General features: G+C 72.1%; 25 protein-coding genes and 2 pseudogenes. 15 read left to right on the top strand and 12 right to left on the bottom strand.

Annotation, left to right across the window (positions count from 1 at the left end; genetic code table 11):
- Positions 1-49: 49 nt before the first annotated feature.
- Positions 50-961, bottom strand: a complete 912-nt coding sequence (locus ACRDTB_RS11565; protein ID WP_431430090.1) for an EamA family transporter — start codon at positions 959-961, stop codon at positions 50-52.
- Between the two features lie 160 nt (positions 962-1,121).
- On the opposite strand from ACRDTB_RS11565, the gene ACRDTB_RS11570 reads away from it, so the two are divergent.
- The 4 genes and pseudogenes from ACRDTB_RS11570 (at position 1,122) to ACRDTB_RS11585 (ending at position 3,068) form a co-directional block, all read left to right on the top strand.
- Complete coding sequence (locus ACRDTB_RS11570; RefSeq protein WP_431430091.1) at positions 1,122-1,667, top strand: hypothetical protein; 546 nt, start codon at positions 1,122-1,124, stop codon at positions 1,665-1,667.
- Between the two features lie 36 nt (positions 1,668-1,703).
- Positions 1,704-1,928 (top strand): annotated as a pseudogene (locus ACRDTB_RS11575) (helix-turn-helix transcriptional regulator); the annotation flags it as partial.
- Between the two features lie 166 nt (positions 1,929-2,094).
- The gene (locus ACRDTB_RS11580; protein WP_431430092.1) at positions 2,095-2,847 is read left to right on the top strand and encodes a hypothetical protein; all 753 of its coding nucleotides are present in this window, start codon (positions 2,095-2,097) and stop codon (positions 2,845-2,847) included.
- Entirely contained in the window at positions 2,802-3,068 is a 267-nt protein-coding gene (locus ACRDTB_RS11585; RefSeq protein WP_431430093.1) for a hypothetical protein, read from the top strand. Before ACRDTB_RS11580 ends, ACRDTB_RS11585 begins: the two co-directional genes overlap by 46 nt.
- Before the next feature lie 12 nt (positions 3,069-3,080).
- Here ACRDTB_RS11585 and ACRDTB_RS11590 read toward each other — a convergent pair whose 3' ends face one another.
- Entirely contained in the window at positions 3,081-4,241 is a 1,161-nt protein-coding gene (locus tag ACRDTB_RS11590; protein ID WP_431430094.1) for a beta-ketoacyl synthase N-terminal-like domain-containing protein, read from the bottom strand.
- 345 nt (positions 4,242-4,586) lie between these two features.
- Here ACRDTB_RS11590 and ACRDTB_RS11595 point away from each other — a divergent pair, with 345 nt between their 5' ends.
- Positions 4,587-7,358: a sensor domain-containing protein gene (locus tag ACRDTB_RS11595; protein WP_431430095.1), complete on the top strand. Its 2,772-nt coding sequence runs from the start codon at positions 4,587-4,589 to the stop codon at positions 7,356-7,358.
- Positions 7,359-7,397: 39 nt separating this feature from the next.
- Here the strand turns inward: ACRDTB_RS11595 and ACRDTB_RS11600 are convergent, their stop codons facing one another.
- Complete coding sequence (locus tag ACRDTB_RS11600) at positions 7,398-7,913, bottom strand: CAP domain-containing protein (protein WP_431430096.1); 516 nt, start codon at positions 7,911-7,913, stop codon at positions 7,398-7,400.
- A 124-nt stretch (positions 7,914-8,037) separates the two neighbouring features.
- Between ACRDTB_RS11600 and ACRDTB_RS11605 the strand changes: the two genes are divergently transcribed.
- The 4 genes from ACRDTB_RS11605 (at position 8,038) to ACRDTB_RS11620 (ending at position 10,419) form a co-directional block, all read left to right on the top strand.
- A complete protein-coding gene (locus ACRDTB_RS11605; RefSeq protein WP_431430097.1) occupies positions 8,038-8,430 on the top strand; it encodes a hypothetical protein in 393 nt (130 codons plus the stop codon).
- Positions 8,431-8,534: 104 nt separating this feature from the next.
- The gene (locus ACRDTB_RS11610) at positions 8,535-9,209 is read left to right on the top strand and encodes a DUF6766 family protein (RefSeq protein WP_431430098.1); all 675 of its coding nucleotides are present in this window, start codon (positions 8,535-8,537) and stop codon (positions 9,207-9,209) included.
- Positions 9,210-9,235: 26 nt separating this feature from the next.
- On the top strand, positions 9,236-10,162 hold the full coding sequence (locus tag ACRDTB_RS11615; protein ID WP_431430099.1) for an ornithine cyclodeaminase family protein: 927 nt from the start codon (positions 9,236-9,238) through the stop codon (positions 10,160-10,162).
- Positions 10,163-10,257: 95 nt separating this feature from the next.
- Positions 10,258-10,419 (top strand): hypothetical protein, encoded by a 162-nt coding sequence (locus ACRDTB_RS11620; protein WP_431430100.1) that lies wholly within the window; start codon positions 10,258-10,260, stop codon positions 10,417-10,419.
- Positions 10,420-10,434: 15 nt separating this feature from the next.
- On the opposite strand, the gene ACRDTB_RS11625 is transcribed toward ACRDTB_RS11620, so the two are convergent.
- Entirely contained in the window at positions 10,435-11,493 is a 1,059-nt protein-coding gene (locus ACRDTB_RS11625; protein WP_431430101.1) for a hypothetical protein, read from the bottom strand.
- Between the two features lie 159 nt (positions 11,494-11,652).
- Positions 11,653-12,594 (bottom strand): phosphotransferase enzyme family protein, encoded by a 942-nt coding sequence (locus ACRDTB_RS11630; protein WP_431430102.1) that lies wholly within the window; start codon positions 12,592-12,594, stop codon positions 11,653-11,655.
- A 98-nt stretch (positions 12,595-12,692) separates the two neighbouring features.
- Between ACRDTB_RS11630 and ACRDTB_RS11635 the strand changes: the two genes are divergently transcribed.
- On the top strand, positions 12,693-13,562 hold the full coding sequence (locus tag ACRDTB_RS11635; RefSeq protein WP_431430103.1) for a hypothetical protein: 870 nt from the start codon (positions 12,693-12,695) through the stop codon (positions 13,560-13,562).
- 57 nt (positions 13,563-13,619) lie between these two features.
- Positions 13,620-14,594, top strand: a complete 975-nt coding sequence (locus ACRDTB_RS11640; RefSeq protein ID WP_431430104.1) for a GNAT family N-acetyltransferase — start codon at positions 13,620-13,622, stop codon at positions 14,592-14,594.
- Here the strand turns inward: ACRDTB_RS11640 and rnhA are convergent.
- Together rnhA and ACRDTB_RS11650 are read right to left on the bottom strand one after the other, a co-directional pair.
- The gene (gene rnhA / locus ACRDTB_RS11645; protein WP_431430105.1) at positions 14,504-15,067 is read right to left on the bottom strand and encodes a ribonuclease HI; all 564 of its coding nucleotides are present in this window, start codon (positions 15,065-15,067) and stop codon (positions 14,504-14,506) included. The two genes, ACRDTB_RS11640 and rnhA, sit on opposite strands and share 91 nt — an antisense overlap.
- Before the next feature lie 9 nt (positions 15,068-15,076).
- A pseudogene (locus ACRDTB_RS11650) lies at positions 15,077-16,555 on the bottom strand (DUF7059 domain-containing protein).
- A 75-nt stretch (positions 16,556-16,630) separates the two neighbouring features.
- On the opposite strand from ACRDTB_RS11650, the gene ACRDTB_RS11655 reads away from it, so the two are divergent.
- From ACRDTB_RS11655 to ACRDTB_RS11665, 3 genes are read left to right on the top strand one after another with little or no spacing between them, the layout of a single operon-like run.
- Positions 16,631-16,972, top strand: coding sequence for an MmcQ/YjbR family DNA-binding protein (locus ACRDTB_RS11655; RefSeq protein ID WP_431430106.1), 342 nt, complete (start codon positions 16,631-16,633; stop codon positions 16,970-16,972).
- Positions 16,973-17,005: 33 nt separating this feature from the next.
- Positions 17,006-17,515 carry a hypothetical protein gene (locus ACRDTB_RS11660; RefSeq protein WP_431430107.1) on the top strand — a complete coding sequence of 170 codons (510 nt, stop codon included), beginning with the start codon at positions 17,006-17,008 and terminating at the stop codon, positions 17,513-17,515.
- A gap of 35 nt (positions 17,516-17,550) precedes the next feature.
- Entirely contained in the window at positions 17,551-18,093 is a 543-nt protein-coding gene (locus ACRDTB_RS11665) for a DinB family protein (RefSeq protein ID WP_431430108.1), read from the top strand.
- Positions 18,094-18,121: 28 nt separating this feature from the next.
- Here the strand turns inward: ACRDTB_RS11665 and ACRDTB_RS11670 are convergent, their stop codons facing one another.
- Positions 18,122-18,694 (bottom strand): TetR/AcrR family transcriptional regulator, encoded by a 573-nt coding sequence (locus ACRDTB_RS11670; RefSeq protein WP_431430109.1) that lies wholly within the window; start codon positions 18,692-18,694, stop codon positions 18,122-18,124.
- A 79-nt stretch (positions 18,695-18,773) separates the two neighbouring features.
- On the opposite strand from ACRDTB_RS11670, the gene ACRDTB_RS11675 reads away from it, so the two are divergent.
- A complete protein-coding gene (locus tag ACRDTB_RS11675) occupies positions 18,774-20,159 on the top strand; it encodes a cytochrome P450 (protein WP_431430110.1) in 1,386 nt (461 codons plus the stop codon).
- A gap of 22 nt (positions 20,160-20,181) precedes the next feature.
- Here the strand turns inward: ACRDTB_RS11675 and ACRDTB_RS11680 are convergent, their stop codons facing one another.
- From ACRDTB_RS11680 to ACRDTB_RS11695, 4 genes are all read right to left on the bottom strand, one after another.
- Positions 20,182-20,490 carry an SRPBCC family protein gene (locus tag ACRDTB_RS11680; RefSeq protein ID WP_431430111.1) on the bottom strand — a complete coding sequence of 103 codons (309 nt, stop codon included), beginning with the start codon at positions 20,488-20,490 and terminating at the stop codon, positions 20,182-20,184.
- The gene (locus ACRDTB_RS11685) at positions 20,490-21,533 is read right to left on the bottom strand and encodes a branched-chain amino acid ABC transporter permease (protein ID WP_431430112.1); all 1,044 of its coding nucleotides are present in this window, start codon (positions 21,531-21,533) and stop codon (positions 20,490-20,492) included. Before ACRDTB_RS11685 ends, ACRDTB_RS11680 begins: the two co-directional genes overlap by 1 nt.
- Positions 21,530-22,402: a branched-chain amino acid ABC transporter permease gene (locus ACRDTB_RS11690; RefSeq protein WP_431430113.1), complete on the bottom strand. Its 873-nt coding sequence runs from the start codon at positions 22,400-22,402 to the stop codon at positions 21,530-21,532. Before ACRDTB_RS11690 ends, ACRDTB_RS11685 begins: the two co-directional genes overlap by 4 nt.
- Before the next feature lie 150 nt (positions 22,403-22,552).
- Positions 22,553-23,809, bottom strand: a complete 1,257-nt coding sequence (locus ACRDTB_RS11695) for an ABC transporter substrate-binding protein (RefSeq protein ID WP_431430115.1) — start codon at positions 23,807-23,809, stop codon at positions 22,553-22,555.
- Position 23,810: the final 1 nt, after the last annotated feature.

Genomic DNA, 23,810 nt, shown 5'->3' on the forward strand with positions numbered 1-23,810 from the left:
GACGAGTCCGCAGCCTAGATCAATTCCTCCGGTGGGCCGAGGGACCGGGTCAGATCTCCGGGCGCGCCATCCTGGTCGCGCCCACCGACGCGGCGACGACGAGGGACACCGCCAGCCACTGCACCGAACCGAGGACCTCGCCGAGGATGACCAGCCCGACGAGAACGGCGACCGCGGGCTCGAGGCTCATCAGGACCCCAAACACCTTCGGCGGCATCCGGCGCAGCGCCTCCAGCTCCAGTGAGTACACGATGACCGACGAGAGCAGCGCGACCCCGAGCCCGGCGAGCAGCACCCACGGCTCGAGCAGCGCAGTGCCACCGTCGACGACCCCGACCGGTACGGCGACCACCGCCGCCAGGACCATGCCGAGCGCGAGGCCGCCTCCGTCGGCGGTGTGCCGGCCGAGTGCCGCGCTGAGCAGGATGTAGCCGGCCCAGCACGCGGCGGCCGCGAGGGCGAGCAGGATGCCGGCCAGCTCCACGTCGCCGCGTCCCTCGGCCAGCAGCACCACGCCGCCGGCGGCGAGCAGCGCCCACAGCCCGTCCAGCAGCCGCCGCGAGCCGCCGATGGCCACCGCTAGCGGCCCCAGGAACTCGATCGTCACCACGATGCCCAGTGGCGCCCGCTCCAGCGCGAGGTAGAAGCACATGTTCATGGCGCCGAGCACCACGCCGTACCCGACGACCACCGCCCACGCACGTCGCCCCATCCGTACCGACGGCCGCCACACCAGCAGCAACACCAGCGCGGCGAAGAACAACCGCAGCGCGACCGCGCCCATGCTGCCGACCGTGGAGAACAGGAGCTTCGCCAGACCCGCGCCGAGCTGCACGCTGAGGATGCCGGCCAGCACGTGCACGGGTGGCGGCACCGCACCCAGCGCCCGCCCGGCCAGCGCGACCAGGCGCAACCGCGGAAGCGGACCGGGACCGGCCCGGTCGACGTGCATGGTGGCCATGCCCGCATACTCCGCGACACCCCCGACGGCGTCGTCGCGTTTTCCAGATCCTGGGACGCGGCCACGACCCGATCTGGCGAATAGCCGAACGCGACGGACGTCGAGTGGGCAGGATGTCCCCGGACGGTACGGACACCCACGCCGGGACGCCGGAGGATCGATGACCGACAGACCTTCTCGCCGCTGGTCAGCGCCGTTGGTGGCGGTGTTGGTGACGGCGTCGCTGCTGACCGCGGCCTGCAGCAAGCCCGTCGCCGGGACGCCGGTCGCCGGCGCGGCCGGCGGCGGTGATGACGCCGCGGAGACCACCGCCGCGCCGTCCGAGTCCGACGAGCCCACGGGCGACGCGTCCGTCGACGGCGACCTGGGTCCACTCGTGGGCACGTGGGCCGGCGAGTACACCTGCCTGCAGGGCGAGACCGGGCTGACGCTCGCCATCGAGCCGATCGACGAGGCGTCGGTGAAGGTCGTGTTCGAGTTCTTCCCGGTGTCGGAGAACCCGAGCGCCCAGCAGGGCAGCTACGAGATGATCGGCGCCTACGACGGCGATCGCCTGCTGTTCAAGCAGAACAAGTGGATCGAGCGGCCGTCGGACTACGTGATGGTGGACCTCGAGGTGACGAGCCCGGTCGAGCCGAACGTCGACGCGCTGAGCGGCAACGTCCTGTCGGAGGGCTGCAAGGGCTTCTCCGTCCGGCGTGACTGACCTCCCCCGGCCGGCGACTGTTGCCGGTACGGCTACGAGTTGTGCCAGCTGCTCGACCTCAGAGCCGGGTCCAGGTACCCGATCCTGATGCGCCTCGCCGACCGCGGGCTCCTCGAGACCCGCTGGGAGGAGCGGCCGCCCGCGGGCCGGCCGCCGAGACACCTCTACCGGCTCACCGGGCCCGGCGTGACGTTCGCGAGCGAGCTGGCCGCCGGGCGGCACGCGCGACCGGCCCCGAGGATGCGGCTTGCGGAGTCATGACTCTGGGGCGCCAACGCGGTCTCCGCGCTCGTGATCGCGTTGGCGCCCCGTCCTGGTCGGACTCCTCGGTGCGTCGGGCGACTCGCGGTCGGCGAGCTCGTGGCTGTGGCCGGTTTCTGCTGTGGACCGTGCTGACCGTCCCGTCGGTGTTCGCCGCCCGGATCCTGTGGCGGGCCTGGTGGCGTGCCACCGGATCCGACTGTCTACTTTGGATGGTCCGGCACGGCTGCTCGCCGTCGCGGTCGGCTCGGCGCCGGCGGAGCGACGCGACTGGGGCGGCCATGCTCGCCGAGCTGGACCAGGTGCCGGGGCGGGCGACGCGGTGGCGGTCGCCGTGGGATGCGCGGCGGCAGCGATGTTCCGGCCCCGCGCCCGTACGCGGGTGCCCGTGCCCGTGGCCGCCGCGGTCGCGGTGGCGGTGGCGGCGGTCGTGGCCACGGGGTACGCGGTCGGCGCGACGCTGCCCGAGCTGTCGACGTTCGCGGTGGCGTTCGCCGTGATCGTCGGGGTGCTGGGCACGCTCGCCGTGGCGCGGGGACGGCGGATCGATCCCCTGGGCGGCGCGGTCGGCCTCGCCGGTGTCGGTGGCGGCGGGTGGCTCGTCGCGGACCTGCTGGCGACCCACCCGTCGACCGCCGCCGAGTTCGGGCCCGTCGACGCGGTCGCCCTGGCCGTGCTGCTCGCCGGCTGCGGGTGGGCCACCCGGGTGCCGCGGCCCGGGCCGCCGCGGACCGGGCCGGCCGGCTGGTGGGGACGTGCGCCGGACTCCTGCTCGCCGGTGGGGTGTGGTTGTACGCGCGGATGGACGTGGACCGGGACGACGTGCTCAGCTACCTGCTGCTCGCCCCCGTGGCGGGGTTCTTCGTCGCGGGCGTGGCCGGGACCGTGGCGGGCCGGTCGCTGCGGGCCGGGCTCGTGAGCACCGCGCGGATCGCGGTGGTGGCCGCACTGGGGATCCTCGCCGTGTGGCTGCTGGACGGCGACAGCGGCCATCCGGTCGGGGTGAACCTGCCCGACGCGCTCTGGCTCATCGTGATCGCCGCGGCGTGGTCGCTTCCCGCCGGCGTGCCCGGGGCGCGGGCCGGGGGCGTCTTCGGTGGTACGACCGTGGCCGCGGGTGACGGGCCCCGCGTCCGCTGACGGCGTCGGCGGTCACGCGGGCGGGGCGAGTACGACCGCGGAGTTGTGCCCGCCCATGCCGAGCGAGGACTTGACCGTGATGCCGCCCGTGATCGGCGTCGGGCCGTCGAGCAGCTGTGGATGCCCGGGGGCCACGGTCGGCGGCGCGGGCACCACGCCCCGGTCGTACGCCAGCGCGGTCACCGCCACCTCGACGGCCGAGGCCGCGCCCTGGCAGTGTCCGGTAAGCGGCTTGACCGAGTAGATGTTGGTCCGCGCCGGGAAGAGCCGCTCCAGCACCGCGGCCTCCGCGCGGTCGCACTGCAGGGTGCCGGGCCCGTGGGCGTTGAGGTAGCGCACGGCCGACGCCGGCACCCCGGTGTTGTCCAGCGCGTCCCGGATGCAGTTGACGACCTGCGTGAGCGCCGGGTCGATCGAGGTCACGTGGTGCGCGTCGTGGGACATCGCGCCGCCGAGCGTCTCCGCGTACGGGCGGCCGGCGCGGGCGGAGACCACGAAGGACACCGACGCCTCGCCCATGATGAAGCCCCTGCTGCCCTGCTGGAACGGCCGGCACGCCTCCAGCGGCTCGGCGTCGATGACCGCCACCCCGAGCCGGACGAAGTGCAGGATGTTCTCCGGGGTGAGCGACAGGTCCGTGGCCACGAAGACCACGTCGTCGACGACACCCGCGTCCAGCCAGGACTTCGCGGTGATCAGGCCGGCGTTGCCGGAGGCGCACATTGCCGACACGGTCATCGCCGGGCCGTGGAATCCGTATTCCTGCATGAGCATGGACATCGGTGTGGACGGCATCAGCGCCAGGTATTCGTGCACCGACAGCGTCCCGTCCCGAGTGGTGTAGAAATCCCGCCACAGATCCACCTCCCCCAGCACGACCGCGTGCAGCAGGCCGACACGCCGGCCGGGACTCCAGCCGCGCAGCCCGGCATCCACGATGGCTTCCCGTGCGGCCGCGCGCATCGCGCGCGCGAACCGGCTCGCGCCGTCGCGCGGGTCCCCGCCGTCCGGCACGCGTGCCGCCCACGCCGTGTCACCCGGTGCCGGCCCGAGCCCAGACGCCGCCGTGGCGGCCGGCTTTCCGGACATCAGGCCGTCCCATAACAGTTCTCGCCCCCATCCATACCCGCTGACTATGCCGATACCGCAGATTCCCACTCGTTGCGCAGTCATCCTCTGTTCGCTCTCGACTCGAGGGTCAATATGCACCGCGGGACCTCACGTCGACACACCGCTTTGGCAAGCTTGTCAACGTCGACCTGGCAATCGTAACTCGGCACCGGGCCGGGCACGGCCGCCCGACTTCGGGCCTTTCCCGGTCCGTCACCTGTAATTTCCGTCCGTCGGGAACCCCCGTTCCACAAACAACCGTCCCGCCGCGGCTCCCGTGTAGGAATTCTCGGATGTCAAGACCGCGGCTGGTGAAAGACGTGCGGGACGCACCTCTAGGGTGGGTGGGTTCGCGGGGGACGCGGGCAAACTCCACAATGGCCACGCCCACTACGGATTGGACAGAAAATGGGGCCTGGACGCCACGACTTCCACGGGCTCATGGGTGACGCGAAGCTCGACCATGAGCTGGTGGTCGAGCTGGCGCTGTCGGCCGGGTCCGCCGTGGTGTGGTGGTTCGACCTGGCCACCGATCGACTCACCTGGATGCCGGGGCTGGACGACATGCTGGGCCTGGGCGGCGCGGACGACGGGCTCGTGCGGTCTCGGCTGGCCGAACTGGTCGCCCCGCTGACGATCGCCGCCCGGACGGCCCCCGTGTGGCAGGGGTTCGAGCTGGAGCAGCCGTGCGAGAACCCGGGCGGCAACGTGCGCTGGCTCCAGTTCCGCGCACGCCTGTCCGGGCAGCCCGGCCGCCGGAGCCTGGTCGGCATCGCGACCGATGTGAGCGGCCGGCACGACCAGCGGCAGGCACTGGACGACCTCACCGACCGGTACCGGCTGCTCGTCGACCTGACCCCGGACGCGATCGTCGTGCACGAGGGCGGCCGGGTGTTGTACGCGAACCCGGCGACGGTCCGGTTCGTGGGGGCCAGGTCCACCGCCGAGATCGTGGGCCTGCCCATCGTCGACTTCGTCCATCCGGACTCGGTCTCCGGGATGCTGCGCCGCATCTCGGAGCTGACCGAGCCCGGCGCGACGAGCGAGTCCGCCGAGGTCACGCTCACGCGGTTGGACGGCGGAATCGTCGACGTCGAGTCGGTCTCGGTGCGCACCACCTGGGAGGGGCGTTCGGCCTACCAGGTGATCATGCGCGACGTGACGGCCCAGAAGGCCGCCGCGGCGGCCCTGCAGTACCAGGCCGCGCTGGTCGCCCACGTCAGCGACGCGCTCATCGCGACGACCGCCCGGGGCGTGGTGACGAGCTGGAACCCGAGCGCGGAGGCCGTGTACGGCCTGGACGCGGACGCCGCGATCGGTCAGCCGATCGACAAGGTCGTCGGCGCGCCCCTGGACCCCGCCGCCATCCTCGACGCGGGCGGTGTCGTCCAGGCCGTGCACCGCCGGTCGGACGGCTGCGCCCTGGCGGTCCGCGTGTCGGTGGCCCGGATGCCCGACGGCTACGTGCTCATCTGCGCCGACGAGACCGCTCGCAGGCGCGCGGAGCAGCACTTCACCACGGTGGTCGCGGCCATCGAGGAAGGCGTCATCGTCGTCAGCGCGACCGGGCATGTCGAGTCGGTCAACCCCGCGGCGGAGCGCATCCTCGGCATCAGCGAGCAGGACGCCCTCGGCCAGCCGACCTCGCTGGCCGAGATCTACGACGAGGCCGGCGAGCGCATCCCGCAGTCGAGGTACCCGACCCTCCACACGCGACAGACGGGGCAGCCACGCAACGGGCAGATCATCTGCGTGGCCCGGCCGGACGGCCGCCTGGTCTGGCTGTCGATGAGCTGCCGTGCGCTGAACCCGGACGGGGACCTGCCCGCGGCGGTGGTCGTCTCGATGACCGACATCACCGAGCGGCGGCGGATCGAGCGGCGGCGCGAGCACGAGGCCACCCACGACGCGCTGACCGGGTTGCACAACCGGACCGTGGCCATCGACCGGCTCAGCCCGTCGGCCCGCGCCCGGTGCACGGGATCGACCGCGGTCCTGTTCATCGACCTGGACAAGTTCAAGGTCATCAACGACTCGCTCGGGCACAGCGTCGGCGACAAGGTGCTGCAGATCGTCGGCACCCGGCTGCACGCGGGCACCCGCCGGGGCGACACGGTCAGCAGGCTCGGTGGCGACGAGTTCGCGGTCATCGCCTCCGACGTGCGCAGCGCCGACGACGCGACGGGGCTCGCCGAACACATCCGCCGCGAGCTGAACGAGCCGGTCGCCGTCGACGGCCGGAACCTGCACATCGACGCGAGCGTCGGCATCGTGATCGCCGATCGGGACGACACGCGCGACGGCGAGGACCTCCTCCGCGACGCGGACCTGGCGATGTACCAGGCGAAGACGCGGGGCCGCGGGCGGCACGCGTTCTTCGACATCAACCTGCGCGAGCGCAGCCAGCGCCGGCTGCAGCTGGAGCAGGACCTGCGTGACGCCCCGCGGGACGGCCAGCTGTGGCTGGCCTACCAACCCATCGTCGACCTGCGCACCGACCAGGTCACGGCGGTCGAGGCCCTGCTGCGCTGGACGCACCCCCGCTACGGACCGATCTCCCCCGGCGAGTTCATCCCGATCGCCGAGGAGAGCGACCTGATCAACATCATCGGCACGCACATGCTCCGGACGGCGACCGCGGAGATCGTCGGCCTGCGTGCCGCGCACCCCGGCCTGCGGCTGACCGTGAACCTCTCCGCGCGCCAGCTCGACGACCCCCACCTCGTGCCGTCGGTGCGCGACGCGACACGGGCGACCGGGCTACCGTCGAGCGCGCTGTGCCTGGAGATCACCGAGAGCGCGATCATGCGCGACCCGGACACCGCCGCGCGAACCCTCGTCGCGCTGCGCGACCTCGGCTCGCACCTGGCGATCGATGACTTCGGCACCGGGTACTCCTCGCTCGCCCAGCTGCTGACCCTCCCCCTCGACACGCTCAAGATCGACCAGACGTTCACCGCGGGGCTCGGCCACTCCGCGGACGCCGAGGCGATCGTCACCAGCATCATCGCGATGGCGCACGCGGTCGACCTCGCCGTGGTCGCGGAGGGCGTCGAGCAGGCGCACCAGCTCGACATACTGCGCCGGCTCGAGTGCGACCTGGCCCAGGGCTACCACCTGGGCCGCCCGGTCGCCGCCGCCGACCTCCGGACGACGACCCCAGAGCCCGGCGAGAGCTGACCCGTCGTGGCGGCCGACGGCTGTGGTGCGCGGAGGGCGTCACACCTTGCCGAAGTCCTGGGTCCAGTACATGCCGTTCCCGTGAAGCCCGACACCCACCCGGGAGAACTCACAGTTCACGATGTTCGCCCGGTGGCCGTCGGAAGCCATCCAGCTCTTCATCACCTGCTCGGCGTTGCGCTGGCCGCGTGCGATGTTCTCGGCGGTGCCCGGGTTCGGGTAGCCCGCGGTCCGGATCCGGTCCCGGAACGTGAGGCCCTCCGGGGTGGTGTGGGCGAAGTAGCCCCGCTGGGCCATGTCCCGGCTGTGCTTCTCGGCGGCGTCGGCCAGGCGCGGGTCCACGACGAGCGGCTCGCAGCCGGCCCGGACTCGCTGCTCGTTGACGAGGTCGACGACCGCGTCCTCCATGAACGAATCGGTGTCGGCCATCGCGACGGGGGCACCGCCGGAGGTCCGCGAGTCATCGAGGCCGACCAGCAGCGTCGCCGCGCCGGCGGTGACCGTACCGACGATGGCGGCGATGAGGGCGGGGAGCATCGAGCTACGCGTACGCACCGACGTCACAGTGCGGAAATTTACCACGCGTGGGTGACTGTCATAGGTCGTTTGGTCACTTCGGGTAGCCGCATTGACGGCCTGTTGAATTGACACGGCCAGGCTGGCCGCCGAGGATCGCGACGTGCTGATCTCCCGGCTGGGCGTGGTGGCGGCCGCCGTGGTCATGTGCGCCGGGTGCGCCACGGGCCAGCGCGAGACCGACTCGACCGCCATCGCCACGAGCTTCCTCGCGGCGATGGGCGAGGGCGATCTCGGCGCCGCGTGCGCGCTGCTCGCGACGGACACCCGGGAGGACCTCGAATACTCCGAGGGAACGCCCTGCGCGACCGCGCTCGAGTCGGTGGACATCGCCGGTGGCACGGTCGACGAGGTGACGGTGTGGGGCGACCGCGCGCAGGCACACGCGTCGGCCGGCACGCTGTTCCTGGTCGAGCTGAACGTCGGCTGGCGGGTCAGTGCCGCCGGATGCACGCGCGGGACCGACGACACCCACGACTGTCTACTGGCGGCATGATGCGCCTCCTGGTTCGGCGAGCGATCCTCGTGGTCTACCTCGGCGCCGTGCTCGCGGGCCTGGCGTTCTTCATCGTCGTCGGGCTGCTTCGATTGTGAGACAGGATGAAACGGTTCCTCCGGGACAACGGGCTCGGTGTCGTATTCGGACTGTTGTTCCTCGTGACGCTGGTCGGCCAGGCCGTCGCCGGGCACGTGGACTTCAACCATCGCCAGCAGCTCGAGGGCGGCCAGTCGATCTCGTTCTGGAGCTTCCTGACGACGTCCGACTTCGCGGTCGACGTCGCGGAGAACTGGCAGTCGGAGTACCTCCAGTTCTTCCTCTACGTCCTCGCCACCGTGTGGCTGGTGCAGCGCGGCTCGCCGGAGTCCAAGCGACCGGAGGAGATCGGCCCCGAGTCCGACGAGAAGCAGCTCGTGGGCCGGCACGCCACCGCGGACTCTCCGAGGTGGGCGCGGGCCGGCGGGTGGCGCACCGCCGTGTTCTCCCGCTCGCTGTGCCTGGTGATGGGTGGCCTGTTCCTGCTGTCCTGGCTGGCCCAGTCGGTCGCCGGGCTCAGCGCGTACAACGGGGAACAGCTCAGCCAACTCGCCGATGCGGTGTCGTGGCCGGCGTACCTGGCGAGCGCGGACTTCTGGAACCGGACACTGCAGAACTGGCAGTCCGAGTTCCTCGCCCTCGGGTCGATGGCCGTGCTGAGCGTCTACTTGCGACAGCGCGGCTCCCCCGAGTCCAAACCGGTCGGCGCCCCGCACGCCACGACCGAGACGTCCGGCTGATGAGCCTCCACAAAGGACAATCGGGCGTGCCGCCAGTGCTGATCGACGGAGCGCGGCTCGCCGGGCTGGTGCCGGCCGAGCGAGCCGTCGCCGTCCTGCACGAGGCGGTGCTCGCCGGGGCGGTGTCCGACCCGGCGCCCGCACGGTCGCGGGTCCCCGTGGGGGCGGGCGAACTCCTCCTCATGCCGGCCGAGAACGCGGAGTTCGCCGGCGTGAAGGTGGCCGGTGTCGCGCCCGGCAACCCGGACCGCGGCCAGCCGCGGATCACCGGCAGCTACCTGCTGTGCAGCGCCCGGACGCTCCTGCCGCTCGCGGTCGTCGACGGCGCCGCGCTGACCCTGCTGCGCACGGCGGCGGTGTCCGCGCTCGCCGCCGACCTGCTCACCGCGCCCGGCCTGCGCCGGCTGCTGGTGTTCGGCACCGGACCGCAGGCCCTCGCGCACCTCGACGCGCTCCGCACGGTCCGGCCGGTCGAACGAGTCGACGTGGCCGGGCGGACCCGGGCGGCGACGGAGGCGTTCCGGCACGAGTGCCTGGCGCGCGGGCATCCCGCACACCTCGCGGCGGCCGACGCCGTCGAGCGTGCGGACCTCGTCGTGTGCGCGACCTCGGCGCGGACGCCGCTGTTCGGCGGCGACCGGCTGGCCCCGCACGCGACGGTCATCGCGATGGGGTCGCACACCCCGGACGCACGGGAGCTCGACGACTCCGCGATGCGGCGCTCCACCGTCGTCGTCGAGGATGTGGCGACCGCGCGGCGGGAGGCCGGCGACGTGGTGCTGGCCGAGCGGTCCGGGGAGCTCGCGCTCCGGTCGCTGACCGAGCTCGTGCGCGGCGAGGTGCGGCCGGACCAGGGACGACCGCGGGTGTTCAAGTCGGTCGGCATGGCCTGGGAGGATCTAGCGGTGGCAGGGGCCGCGTTCCGCGCGCACACTGGTCGGGCTGTCACCTGATGGGGCTATTGATCATGCGCCGGAGCCATCGCCTAGGTTCGACACAACGGAACGGGATCGTGTGAGTCGTCATCCGGACGTGAGCTGAGGAGCACATGGACGTCAAGAAGGCCCTGCTGCTGATCGCGGCGGCCGTGCTGGTGTACACCCTCCTCGTGCACCCGACGCAGCTGGGCGACGGCGTGCAGGCCATCCTCGGCTGGATCATGAGCGGCATCCGGGCGATCGGCGACTTCTTCAAGAGCATCGTCGACTAGCCGCCTGCCAGTGCCCTAGTCCCAGCTGCCCAGCCACTTCGGCACGACGATGTCGACGTCGGCGGCGAGTTCCCGCGCGTCCTGGCGCAGCCGGGCGAGCTCATCCCTGGGATCGGCCGCGCCCATGACCCTGTGCACGAGCCCGGCGAGCGCGTGCGAGTCGTGCTCCCGGGCGGCGGTCCGCACGTCGGCGGGTACCGGGGTGTCGTAGGCGAGGTCGAAGCGCCGCAGGCCCGACCCGGCACGCGCGCAGGCGGCGCATCCGCAGTCGGTGACCTCGGTGCCCCGCAGGTCGATGCCGCGCTGCCAGTGCAGCAGCCGCGGTACGAACACCTGCGGGCTGCGCCTGGGCCGGACTCCGTCCGCGCGCCGGGCGACGGGCCCGCCGAGGTGCCGAGTGGAGGAGGACAGCCCGATGGCCGCGAGGTTCGCGCCGGCGGCGATGGCGGGGATGCCGATGGGGCCGGTGCGCAGCAGCTCGAGCCGGCGTCCGGTCCGGGAGGACCAGCGCAGCAGCCGGCGCAGCCCGAGGACCTTGTAGGAGGAGTCGACCGGGTCGAACGGTGCGCCGAGGACGAGCGAGACGTCGCGGTCGGCGGCGCGCAGCTGCTCGGCGAGGGCCCCGCTGTGCCGCGACCCGAGCCAGCCCGCGTCGAGCGCGAGCGTCACGGAGACCGGTACGGGGTAGTCGCGGTGCAGCTCAGCCTTCAGCTCGTCGACCTGTCCCACCCGCAGCCGCGGCCCGGCGGTTCGCACGACCGGCACCCCGAGCTCGGCCTGCGCCTCGACCCAGTCGAACACGGGCAGGTCGAGGTCGAGCCCCAACTGCCCCTCGACGACCGGCGCCCTGGTGCGCCCACGCGCGAGGTAGGCGGCCGGATCGAGATCCACCCCGGCGAGCGCACCCGCGCGGGCCAGCACCCGGGCCACCTTGAGCCCGTGCACGCCCTGCAACGTCACCCCGCCGAAGCGCTCCCGGTTGGCCAGCGCGTCCGCGGCACCGCACCGCCCCAGGTATGCCTGCACCCGCCCGAGCGACGACCGCGCGCCACCCCGCACCCGCCGCTCGACCATCGGGACCTCTCACGCTCGGACCACCCACAATGTAAGCCAGGTCGGGTGACGCGAACGCACCGCCGCGGCGCATCGACTCAGCTTCGCCAGCGGTCGGCCACTCGCGCCGCCCCGGTCGTGCGCCGGCGACCGGGCGCAAGGCGACGTGGGCCCCGGCCGTCAGGTGAGGGCCAGCGCGGCGGCGAGCTGCGGTGGGGTCGGCAGGATGCGCAGCGCCTCATCGATCTCGCGTTCGGCCCAGGCGCGGTGCCGCGGCTCGGCCAGCGGGTCCAGCGCGACCCTCGTCTGCGCCAGGAGGAAGTTCAGCCGGGTCGCGAGGAGCATGGTGAAGTCCGCCGGCCCGGTGATGCGGCCGGGTCCGCCCGCGCGCACGTACTCCGCGTACATCTCCCGCATGGCGTCGAGGTCGGCCGGACCGTCGCAGAACCAGTCGAACAGCGCCCGGGCCAGCTCCCGGCCGGGCTCGACCGGCCCGAGGTCGTCCCAGTCGACGACCACCAGCTCACGGCCGGGGTCGGCGAGCACGTTCTCCGGGTGCAGGTCACGGTGGCAGACGAGCATCCCGGCGGGATCGGCCGGGGTGACCCCGGCGCAGAGCTCGGGCAGGGTGGCCAGGCACTCGGCGAGCCGCGTCGCCCACGGCGCGTCCGGCGCCGGCCATTCGCGGGTGGCGGGAACGTGGTCGTACCAAGGCTCGGAGGGCCCGGTCGCCGCCGGGGCGCAGCGGTGCAGGCTCGCGAGCAGCCTGCCGAGCCGGCCCGGGGTGGCCGGCGAGGTGAGGTCGACCGGCCGCAGGTCCACCCAGTCGTAGAGGCGCAGCCACCTCCCGGACGGGGTGGTGAGCAGGATGCGACCCGAACGGTCGGGATGGCTCGCCGGCAGCCGCACCCCCGCCCGGGCGGCCCGGCGCACGAACGCCAGCTCAGCCTCGATCGCGGCCGCGGACGGCGGCTCGGCGAAGATCTCCTTGAGCGCGAAGCGTCTCGTGCCGACCTCCAGCCGCCAGATCTGCCCCAACGCCCCACGGGGCCCCGGGGACACGACGACGTCCTCGTCCCATCCGAACGCCTCCCGCACGTGCGCCACCAGCTCCCCGGTCATGATCAAACCACTGTGGACGGACAGTCGGAAGGGCGCATGGGGTCAAGTATGGGACACCGCGAGAGGGTGACCCGCGCCGCGGGCGTTAGGGTGCGCCGGTGTTCCGTACCGGGTTCGCCACCGTGCTGGTGTTGTTGGGATGTCTGCTCGCCGCGCCGGCGGTCGCGGCGTACGTGCTGGTCGGTGAGGTCACCGACCGGGAGAGCTATCTGGAGGCGGTGACCCCGCTCGCCGACGAACCCGCGGTCCAGTCGGCCGTTGCCGACCAGCTGTCCGCGGCGTTCGGCGAGAACGTGCCGCAGGCCGCACGGCAGGTCGTGGACACCAGCATCACGAACTTCGTGGAGAGTGACCAGTTCCAGCCGGCCTGGGTCGAGCTGAACGAGACGGTGCACCCCCAGCTGCTCGCCCTGCTCCGCGGCGAGGAGGGCAACGTGGCCGTCGAGGGCGACGCGGTCGTGCTCGACCTCGGCGGGGTCGCGGCCGACGTGAAGGCCCGCTTCGTCGCCGACGGCGTGCCGCTGGCCGACCAGATCCCGGAGGTCGACGCACGGGTCCAGGTGATGTCCGGCCCCGCGGTACGCCAGGCGGTGCCCGCGTTCGACCTCCTGGAGACGCTCAGCGTCGTGCTCCCGATCGCCGCCGTCGCCCTGATCGTCCTCGGACTGGCGCTGTCCGCACGCCGCGGCATGACGCTGGTCGTCACCGGCTTCGGCCTCGTCGTCGCGATGCTGCTGGTCGTGCTGTTCCAGGCGATAGCGCGCGGCCAGGTCACCGCCCGCAGCCAGTCACCCGAGCTCGCGGGGCCGTTCTACGACGCGCTCACCGGCACGCTCGGCGTCGTGGTGTGGACCGTGTGCGCGATCGGCGGCGCCTTCGTGATCATCGGCGCCATCCTCAGCCGCCGCGGGCCGTCGCCGGTCCCACAGCCGGCCGCCGACCCCTACGGCCGCTCCTACCGCCGCTGACCTGGGGGGCCGAAAACTCCGTCGACAGGACCGCCTCGCGGCGCGGACCATCACGGCGTGGCCGACACACTTCCGGACGGGTACGGCGCCCGCGCGCCCGGGCTCGACGACGTCGGGACGATCGCCGGGCTGGTGCGCGAGTACACGCACACCGTCCTGGGTTTCGCCGACTGCACCGAGGACGACGTGCGCGACGAGCTGACCGAGCCGGGGTTCGAGCCCGAGCACGACGCGCGCCTGGTGTTCGACGCGCGGGGCACGGCGGCCGGGTTCGCGGTGGTGATCGCGCGCGGCGACAGCGAGAAGGTCGAGATCGACGTGGTGGCGTCGCGGGCGGCGGTCTCCCGCTGGCTGTTCGCGTGGGCGCTGGACCGGGCCCGGGAGCTGGGGCGGGCACGCGGGCATGCGCGGGTGACGGTCGGCCACGGCGTGTACCGGGCCGACGAGCCGTTGCGAGAGCAGGCGGCCGCGCACGGTTTCCGCGTGGCGACGACCTTCCACCGCATGTGCGTTGACCACGCCGGGCACGTCGAGGCGCCGCGGCCGCCAGACGGCCTGGTCATGCGGCAGGGCACCGAGCCGGCCGTCCGCGAGGCGGCGCACGCCATCCTGACCGCGGCGTTCACCGAGCACTTCGGCTACGTGCCCAAGCCCTACGGCACCTGGCACGAGAGCCACGAGCGGATGTCCACGTTCGACTGGAGCCAGTTGTGGGTGGCCGAGGTGGACGGACGCCCGGCCGCCGTGCTCGAGTGCAACGACCGGTACGCCGCCGACGAGAACTGCGGCTACGTCGCGGAGCTCGGCGTGCTGCACGAGGCACGAGGCCGTGGTGTTGCGAAGTTCCTGCTGCGCCACGCCTTCGCGACCGACGCCGCCGCGGGCCGGGCCGGCACGATCCTGCACGTCGACACCAACAACACGACCCCGGCGCTGGGCCTCTACGAGTCGGTGGGGATGCGGCCGACCCTCGTGGTGGACGCCTGGCGCCGGACCGTTGAGGTCGCGCCCGCGCGGCGCGGGGTGCGGTAGGTCGCCGGGTCGACGCCGGACTCCCGCAACGCCTGCTCCAGGCCGGCCAGCGCGAGCCGGTCCGCGTGCTCGTTGCCGGAGTGGCCGGCGTGGCCCTTGACCCAGTGCCAGACGATCTCGTGCCGGACGGCGGCCTCGTCGAGCCGGCGCCACAGGTCGTCGTTCTTCACCGGCTGCTTGGCCGTGGTCAGCCAGCCGTTGCGCTTCCAGTTGGCGACCCACTTGGTGATGCCGTTGCGCACGTAGGTGCTGTCGGTGTACAAGCGCACGACCGCCGGCCGGGTGAGGTGGGTCAGTGCCTCGATGGGCGCGGTCAGCTCCATGCGGTTGTTCGTGGTGTCCCCGGCCTCCCCGCCGCACAGCGTCTTCTCGTGCGTGCCGTACCGGAGCACGACGCCCCACCCGCCCGGTCCCGGATTCCCCCAGCACGCGCCGTCGGTGTAGATCTCGACCGCCCCGTCCGCCGACTCCATGCCGGCAATCTAGCGGGCCGCCCGAGGTGGGTCGGAGGCCGGCACGAGCATCCCGTGCAGCACGAGGTCGTGCACGATCGGCACGACCGCCCGCGTGTCGACGTCGCCGTAGGCAAGCTCGAGCAGCGCCAGCACGTCCCCCAGCGGCAGCGCGCCGCGGCAGCCGGCGAGCAGCTTCGCGGTCGGCTCGTCCAGCACGTGGCGCCAGCCGGGGCCGTCGGTGCGGTGCAGCCGCCGCACGACGGGCAGCCGGCCGTCCTCGCCGGGTGCGCTGACCTCCTCCAGCACCACGTCCGGTGACACGGTGAACGGCGTCTCCAGCAGGCGGTCGCCGTGCGCCCGAAGCCACGCGACGGCGTCCAGCCAGCGGGAGGTCTCCGGCCCGAGCGGGTCGTCGTAGGCGTGCGGCAGGTCCTCGCACACGATCTCGGTGTCCGGCTCGTCCGTGCGGCGCAGCGTGACGTAGCCGAAGCCGACACCCTCGACATCGTTGTCCGCGAACCAGTCCAGCCACGCCCGCGCCTTCTCCCGGCCCGAGGGCGACCACGGGTCGACGCCCGCGTCCCGCAGCCAGGTGCCCACGTACAGCGCGGGATCGGCGACGTCACGCTGCACGACCACGCGTCCACCCCGCCCGGCAGCCACGACGTGACGCGGTCCGCCCAGTCCTCGCCCGCGCGGTGCAGCCAGGACGCGAGCAGCTGACCGACGCCGCCGTCCGCCAGGTGCTCGCGCATCCGGCGGACCACCAGCGCGCTCGCGCCGTCGCCGGCCAGGCCGGAGTCGCGGTAGACGTGGTCCACGCGCGGCGGGCCGACGACGAACGGCAGGTTGCACACGATCTGGTCGAACCGGCGGCCTCGCATCGGGTCGAACCACTGCCCCCGCAGCAGCTCGGTGTCGAGCTCGTTCAGCCGGAACGTGCCCGCGGCGAGCGCGAGGGCGCGCGGCGACACGTCCGTCGCCGTTGATCGTCCGCGCGTGCCGGCTCTCGTGCAGCGCCTGGACCCCGCAGCCGGTGCCGAGGTCGAGGAGCGTGCCGACCGGGCGGCGAGCCGTGGCGCGGGCGAGGCTGACCGAGGCGTGGCCGACCCCCAGCACGTGGTCCCCGCGCACCGCGCCGCGGCGCGGACCGGCGTCGAGGTCGGAGATCACCCACCAGTCCCGCTCGTACGGACGGATGTCCAGGCCCGCTCGCCCGTTCGGGGTGAGGACCTCGTTCGCGACCGACTCGTCGCGGCCGACCGGTGCGAGCGCGGCACGCACGTCGCGCTCGGGCTCGGCATCGCCCACCAGGAACAACCGGATCAGCGTGCCGAGTGCGCCGGCGTCCCGGCTGGCCCGGCGGGCGGCCTCGGGCTCGCCCCGGCCGAGCGCGGCGTGCGCCTGGGCAGCGAGCGCTTCGAAGACGCCGGCCGACGTGTAGCCGGCGGTCAGGAACGCCTCACGCAGCCGCGCGCACAGGCCGGCGGACAGGTCGGGATGCACGACCGCGGATGCTGTCACGGCCCGGCCCGGCACCGACGCGCGGGAATGTCGGTGGGGTGCGGAAGAATCTCGGTCGTGGGTGTGTCCAGCGATCGGTTCCTGCGGATGGTCGGCAAACTCGCCGAGGTCGAGCACGGCCAGGCGCGGGACTACATGTCGTTCAGCGTGCGCGGCAAGCGGTTCGGCTACCACTGGCCGCGGACCCGGACCGTCGGCCTGAAGCAGACGCTGTCCGAGCAGCTGGCCCTGGTCTCCGAACGGCCGGACGTGTTCGAGGTGCAGTTCACCGCGGGCGGGTTCGGGTGGGTCGTCGTCTACCTGGAGAAGATCGACCTGCGGGAGCTCACCGAGCTGGTCTACGAGGCGTGGCGGTTGTCGGCCCCCGAATCCCTCGTGGCGGAACATCCGCTCAGGTGAACGCTCGACCCCACGCGTTCCGTATAAGTAGGTGTGACTCACCGACACACCTCACGAGCAGGTGCCGCGACGGGCCGCGTCCGACCGCCGGGCAGCCTGCGGCTCGCCGCGGTCGTCGCCGCCGCCGTGTCGGTGTTCCTCGCCGGCGGGTGTGGCAGCGACGCCGGTAGCACGACGGCGGACAAGGCGGCGGAGAAGGTCCCGGAGAAGGCGGCCAGGACCGCCACCAGCAGCACGAGCATCGCGCCCACCAAGCGCTACACCGTGCGGCAGCTCGCCGCGGCGGTCGGGTGCACGGCGAAGATGCAGGACCAGGCCGCCGACTTCCGCCAGGCCGCCTGCGTGAAGGGCAAGGACGACTTCGTGTTCCTCGACTTCGACACGGCCGAGGGGCAGAAGGCGTGGCTGGAGTACGCCGTCACGTTCGGCGGCGTCGACCTGGTCGGCGACCGGTGGGTGATGTCCGGGAAGTCGAAGGAGTACATGGAGACGCTGCGCGGCACCCTCGGCGGCACGATCCAGGAGCGCCAGCCCGCCGCCTGAGGCGCCTCTCAGTCCGCCGGGTGGACACTGGCTCCGTGGACCGCGACACCCGCGACACCGTGCACCGGGAACTCGACGATGCCCGCGCGACCTTCCACCGACTCGTGGCCGCCGCGAGCCCCGCGGAACTGCGCCGGCCGTCCGACGGTACCAAGTGGACGAACAAGCAGCTGCTGTTCCACATGCTGCTTGGCTACCTGATCATCCGTGCGCTCGGCACGCTCGTCCGCGTCTTCGGCCGGCTCCCGGACGGCGCCGGCCGCGCCTTCGCCCGCCTGCTCAACGCGGCCACGACCCCGTTCGACGCGGTCAACTATCTCGGCTCCCGGCTTGGCGGCAGCGTGCTCGGCACGCGGCGCATGGGGATCATGTTCGACCACGTCGTCGCCGCGCTGCACCGCCGGCTCGACGCCGAGACCGATGCCGACCTCGCCCGCGGCATGCACTACCCGACCCGCTGGGACCCGTTCTTCGCCGACTACATGACCCTCGCCGACCTGTACCGATTCCCCACTCGGCACTTCGACTTCCACCGCCGCCAGCTCACCCTCGACGCCCCGGCCAGAGGTCCGAGGTAGCGGTCGGGCGACCTCCAGCGTCCAGACCTCAGGGCTCGATGCCGACGGCCGCGAACAGGGCGCGTTCGCACATCGCCCGCAGCTCGACCTGCGACACACTCCGGTGGTCGAGCCAGTCGAGGATCACCGCGCTGACGAACATGAGCCAGCCGTGGACGGCGAGCCGGGTCGCGTCCGTGATCGTGGTCAGCTCGCCGAGCGCGGTGACGATCCGCTCGGCGTTCGCGGCCATCCCCGCCTCCCGGATCTCCCGGAGGTCGGGGTCGGTGCCGCCCGCCGCGCGATGCACGATCCGGTAACCGTCCGGGTGGGTGCGGGCGAACTCCAGGTACACGTCGAGCCCGGCGCTCAGCTGCTCGCGGACCGGCAGCGACGGGTCGGGCGCGCTCATCTCCAGCAGCCGGTCGCGCTCGGCCCGCAAGACCTCGGCGAAGAACTGCTTCTTCGTCGGAAAGTAGTGGTACAGCAGGCCGCGTGAGACCTCGGCGATCTCGGCGACCTCCTCGATCGACACCTCGTCGTACGGCCGGTTCCCGAACAGCCGGGCGCCGATCGTGAGCAACTGCTCGCGTCGCTGCTCGGTGCGGAGCCTGGTACGCATCCGCCCACCTTACTTGACACCGGTTCAATAACACGGAATTGTGGCGCTATTGGATCCCAGTTCAGTAGGAGGGGCGCTCGTGGACACCACCGGCATCCCGCACCGGCCGGGTCGGCTGCCAGTGATCGGCGACCTCATCGGCGCGGACGTGCGAACCCCGTTGCAGGACACCGTGCGCATCGGCAAGACGCTGGGCCCAATCTTCACCCGCAAGTTCCTCGGCCTCGAGCTCGTCTTCGTCTCGGGCGTGGACCTGGTCGCGGAGCTGAACGACGAGACGAGGTTCGGCAAGTACGTCGGGCTCGGCCTGAAGCACCTGCGTGCCCTGGGCGGCGACGGGCTGTTCACCGCACACACGAACGAGCCGAACTGGCGGCTGGCGCACGACATTCTGCAGCCCGCCTTCCACGCGGAGGCCATGCGCGGCTACCACCCGATCATGCTCGACGTCGCCCGCGAGCTCGTCGCGTCCTGGGACGCCGCGACCGGACCGGTCGACGTCTCGGCCGACATGACCCGGCTGACCCTGGAGACCATCGGGCGCGCCGGGTTCGGCTACCGGTTCGGCTCGTTCGAGCGCACCGAGCCGCACCCGTTCGTCGCCGCCATGATCCGCGCACTGCGGTTCGCCCAGCTGTCGAACGTCCCGCTGCCACTGGTCCGGCGGATGGTCGCCAGCTCGAAGCGGCAGAACCGGGCCGACCTCGCCCTGATGACGGGCCTGGTCGACGAGGTGATCGAGACACGGCGTCGCAGCGGCGAGGACAGCCGAGACCTGCTCGGCCTGATGCTGTCCGAGGGGCACCCGGAGACCGGAGAGAAGCTGGACCCGGTCAACATTCGCAACCAGGCCATCACGTTCGTCGTCGCCGGGCACGAGACGACCTCCGGCGCGCTGTCGTTCGCGCTGTACTACCTGACCCGCCATCCCGAGCTGCTGGCCCGGGCCCAGGCCGAGGTCGACGCGGTATGGGGAGACCGCGAGCCGGAGTTCGCCGAGGTGGCCAAGCTGCGCTACGTCCGGCGGGTGCTGGACGAGGCGATGCGGCTGTGGCCCACCGCGCCGGGCTACGAGCGCGAGGCCCGCGCGGACGTGCTGCTCGGCGGGAGGTACCGGATGCGCGAGGGCGACTGGGTGATCGTGCCACTCCCCCTGCTGCACCGGGACCCGGCGGCATGGGGCCCGGACGCTGAGTCGTTCGACCCGGACCGGTTCGAGCCGGCCGCGGTGCGCAAGCGTCCGGCGCACGCGTACAAGCCGTTCGGCACCGGGGAACGCGCGTGCATCGGTCGCCAGTTCGCGTTGCACGAGGCCGTGCTGGCGCTGGGCATGGTGCTGCAGCGCTACGAGCTCGAGCCGGACCCGGACTACCGGCTCGAGATCGTGGAGTCCCTCACCCTCAAGCCGTCCGGCTTCACCCTGCGGCCCAGGGTGCGCACCGACTCGACCCTCGGGCGCGTCTGACGCCGCACATCGCCCAGGCCGGTCACGCCGCGCCGCCGGCCGGGCCCGACCTGGGCTCGACGTGTGCCTGAGGGCGCGCAGCGTGCGCTCGCTCTCCGCACGGAACCGGCGCAGCACCAACGGCCGCACCAGCTTCAGCGTGCCGTACTCCCCCGGGCCCGCAGTCCACATAGGTCGTACCGGCGGCGGCCGGGTCGGTGCTGGCCTCGGTGGTGGCGGCGTAGGCCGGCGACGGTGCGAGCCAGCGCCCGTACCCGCGCAGGTCGACGATGGCGGCGAAGACCGCGTCGGCCGTGCCGTCGATGTCGGTCTCGAACGAGAGGGTCACCATCAGCCCGGGGAGGCGGGGGTCGGGCTCCGTTCCTGGGGCACGGGTTCCTCGTCCGGTGCCGCGTCCGGTGTCTCGTCACCGCGGCGGCGGGATCCCAGCAGACGCCGGGCGGTCCCCCAGATCCCGCGGCGGAACACCAGCACCGTGACCACGAAGATCACGCCGGTCACGGTGCCGACCGCGTCGATGCCCGCGGTCGCCAGGTAGTCCTCCAGCACCACGATGATCCCCGCGCCGAGCACCGGGCCCCACAGCGTGCCCATGCCGCCGAGGATGTTCATCACGACGACCTTGCCGGAGGTCGTCCAGTAGACCTCCTGCAACGAGGCGAACCCGTGGCCCACCGCGTACACCCCGCCGGCCACGCCGGCCAGGAACGCGGAGATCACGAACACCTGCACCTTGTAGCGGTCCACGGGATAGCCGAGCGCCCGCGCGCGGGCCGGGTTCTCCCGGATCGCGACCATGACCCGGCCGAACGGCGAGTGCACCACCCGCCACGCGCCGAGCAGACCCAGCAGTATCAACGGAAGTGCCGCGTAGTAGAAGTAGAACGTGTCGGACAGGTCGAGCCCGAATGCCTCGCGCGGGATGCCCTGCAGCCCGTTCTCCCCCTCGGTCAGCGACCGCCACTGGTTGGCGACGAAGTAGATCAGCTGCGCGAACGCCAGCGTCACCATGGCGAAGTAGATGCCCGTCCGGCGCACCGCCAGCATGGCGATCGGCAACGCCAGCAACGCCGCCACGACCGCACCGCCGAGTACCGCCACGTAGAACGGCATCCCGGTCTCGATCGCGATGATGCCCGTGGCGTAGGCCGAGGAGCCCCAGAACGCGGCGTGCCCGAACGAGAGCAGGCCCGTGTAGCCGAGCAGCAGGTCGAGCGCGACCGCGAACAGCGCCCACGCCGTGATGTCCAGCGCCACGGCCGGGTAGATCATCCACGGCAGCCCGAACGCCAGTACCAGGCCGGCGACCAGCAGTCCTATTCGGACGATCAGGGGCCGGCCACGGGTGGCGTCGACGAGCCGGGTGACGATCATGCGTGCACGCCTTCCTCGCGGCCGAACAGGCCCGCGGGCCGCAGCAGCAGCACCAGGGCCATGAGGACGAACACCAGGCTCTGGGACAGCGCCGGGACGTAGAGGCTGCCGACCGCGGACAGCATTCCGACCAGGTAGCCCGCGGCGACCGAGCCGAACACCGAGCCGAGCCCGCCGATCACCACGACCGCGAAGATCACGATGATCAGGTCCGCGCCCATGCCGGAGTTGACCGCGCGCATGGGTGCGGCGAGCACGCCGGCGAGCGCCGCCAGCGCGATGCCGAACCCGAACACCGGGGTGATCCAGCGCCGCACGTCGATGCCGAGCGACCGCGTCAGCTCCGGCCGCTCGGTCGCCGCGCGCACGATCATGCCGACCCGGGTACGGGCCAGCACCAGCCAGACGAGCACCGAGACCACGATCGAGAAGGCGAACACGAACACCTGGAACTTCGGGTAGTCGAAGAGCCCGAGGCTCATCGACCCGTCGAGCAGCGCCGGCCGCGGGTAGGGCTGCGAGGCGACCCCGTACTTCAGCCGCACCACGTCCTGCAGGATCAGCGCGACGCCGAAGGTGAGCAGGAAGTTGTACAGCGGGTCGAGCCGCACCAGCCGCGCCACGAGCAGCCGTTCGAGGACCATGCCGACGAGACCGAGCACGACGGGGACCACCAGCAGCGCGAGCCACCAGCTCAGGCCGACGGTGTCCAGCAGCACGAAGGCGCCGAACGCCCCGAGCATGTAGAACGCGCCGTGGGCGAAGTTGACGACGCCGAGCATTCCGAAGATCACCGACAGGCCGAGCGCGAGCAGCGCGTAGAAGCTCCCGCTCACCAGGCCGTTGAACAACTGCTGTACCAGTTCCACGGCCCGCCTCCCCGGAATTAAAAGTGTCGGCTGCGTTCCAGCGAATGGTTCGGCTGTTCACGTACTTGTGGCTGGGTGTCGTCACGGTCCCCTGAGATTGCGTTGGTCGGCACGAGAACTCGCACGATGATCCCTGAGACGGGCATTGGGTCAGTTCATCTGGCAGCCGCTGTCGGAGGCCTTCTGGAAGGCCTCGTCCGCGGGGATCTCCTTGACCAGCTCGGTGAAGTCGAAGTCCTCCTGAACCTGGTCCTCCGCCTTCACCTTCACCAGGTACGCGTCGTGCACGACGCTGTGGTCCTCGGCTCGGATCTCGGCGTTGCGGGCGAAGAAGTCCTCGAACTGGTGACCGTCGAGCTGCGCGCGAACCGTGTCGGCGTCGTCGGTGCCGGCCCGCTGGACCGCCTCGAGGTACTGCATCGCCGCCGAGTAGTTCGCCGCGTGGTCGAAGGTCGGGCGGGTGCCGGTCCGCTCCTTGAAGCGGTCCGCCCACTCGCGGCTCTGGTCGTCCATGTTCCAGAACCAGGCGGTGGTGAACAGCGTGCCCGCCAGCGGGCCCACCCCGATCGACTTGATGTCGGTGTCGAACATGAGGCCGACCGCGAGGTCCACACCCTTGTTCCGCAGGCCGAACTCGTTGTACTGCTTGACGACGTTGACGAGGTCGCCGCCGGCCTGCATGGTGCCGAGCACGTCCGGCTTCGGGCTCAGGTTGGGCGCCTTCGTCATGAACGTGGCGAAGTTGTCGTTCGGGAACGGGGTCGGGTCGGCCGTGCCGACGGTGCCGCCCGCCGCCTTGATCGCGTCGGTGAAGCTGCGGTTCATGTCCTGCCCGAACGCGTAGTCCGGGTAGATGATGTACCACTGCTTCGCGCCCTGCTCGGTCACGGTCGTGCCGGTGCCGTGCGCGAGCATGTAGGTGTCGTAGGCGTAGTGGTAGGTGTAAGGGTTGCACTGCTCGCCGGTCAGCTCGGTGGTGGCCGCGCCGATGTTGAAGTACATCTTCTTGTTCTGCCCGGCGACCGTCGCGACGGCGAGCGCGGCCGATGAGGTCGGCACGTCGAAGATCGCGTCCACACCGTCCCGGTCGTACATCTCGCGGGCGGTCGTGTTGGCGATCTCCGGCTTGTTCTGGTGGTCCGCGGAGCTCACCTCGATGGTGTCGGTGACCGCGTCATCGGCGTGCTTGTCCTGGAAGTCCTCGACCGCCATCTCGACCGCCTCGACGGCGTTGCGCCCAGCGAGCTCGGAGTAGACGCCGGACAGGTCGGTGATCACGCCGAGCTTGACCGCGTCGCCGCTGACCTTGCCGCCCCCGCTCTGCGGACCGCCACCACATGCCGAGAGCGCGGCACCCACCGCGAGCGCTGCGGTGAGCGCGCCCACCGACTTCAGCGTCGTTGCCACG

The sequence above is a fragment of the Actinophytocola sp. genome, assembly GCF_050699935.1.
In the GTDB taxonomy this organism is placed as follows: domain Bacteria; phylum Actinomycetota; class Actinomycetes; order Mycobacteriales; family Pseudonocardiaceae; genus Actinophytocola.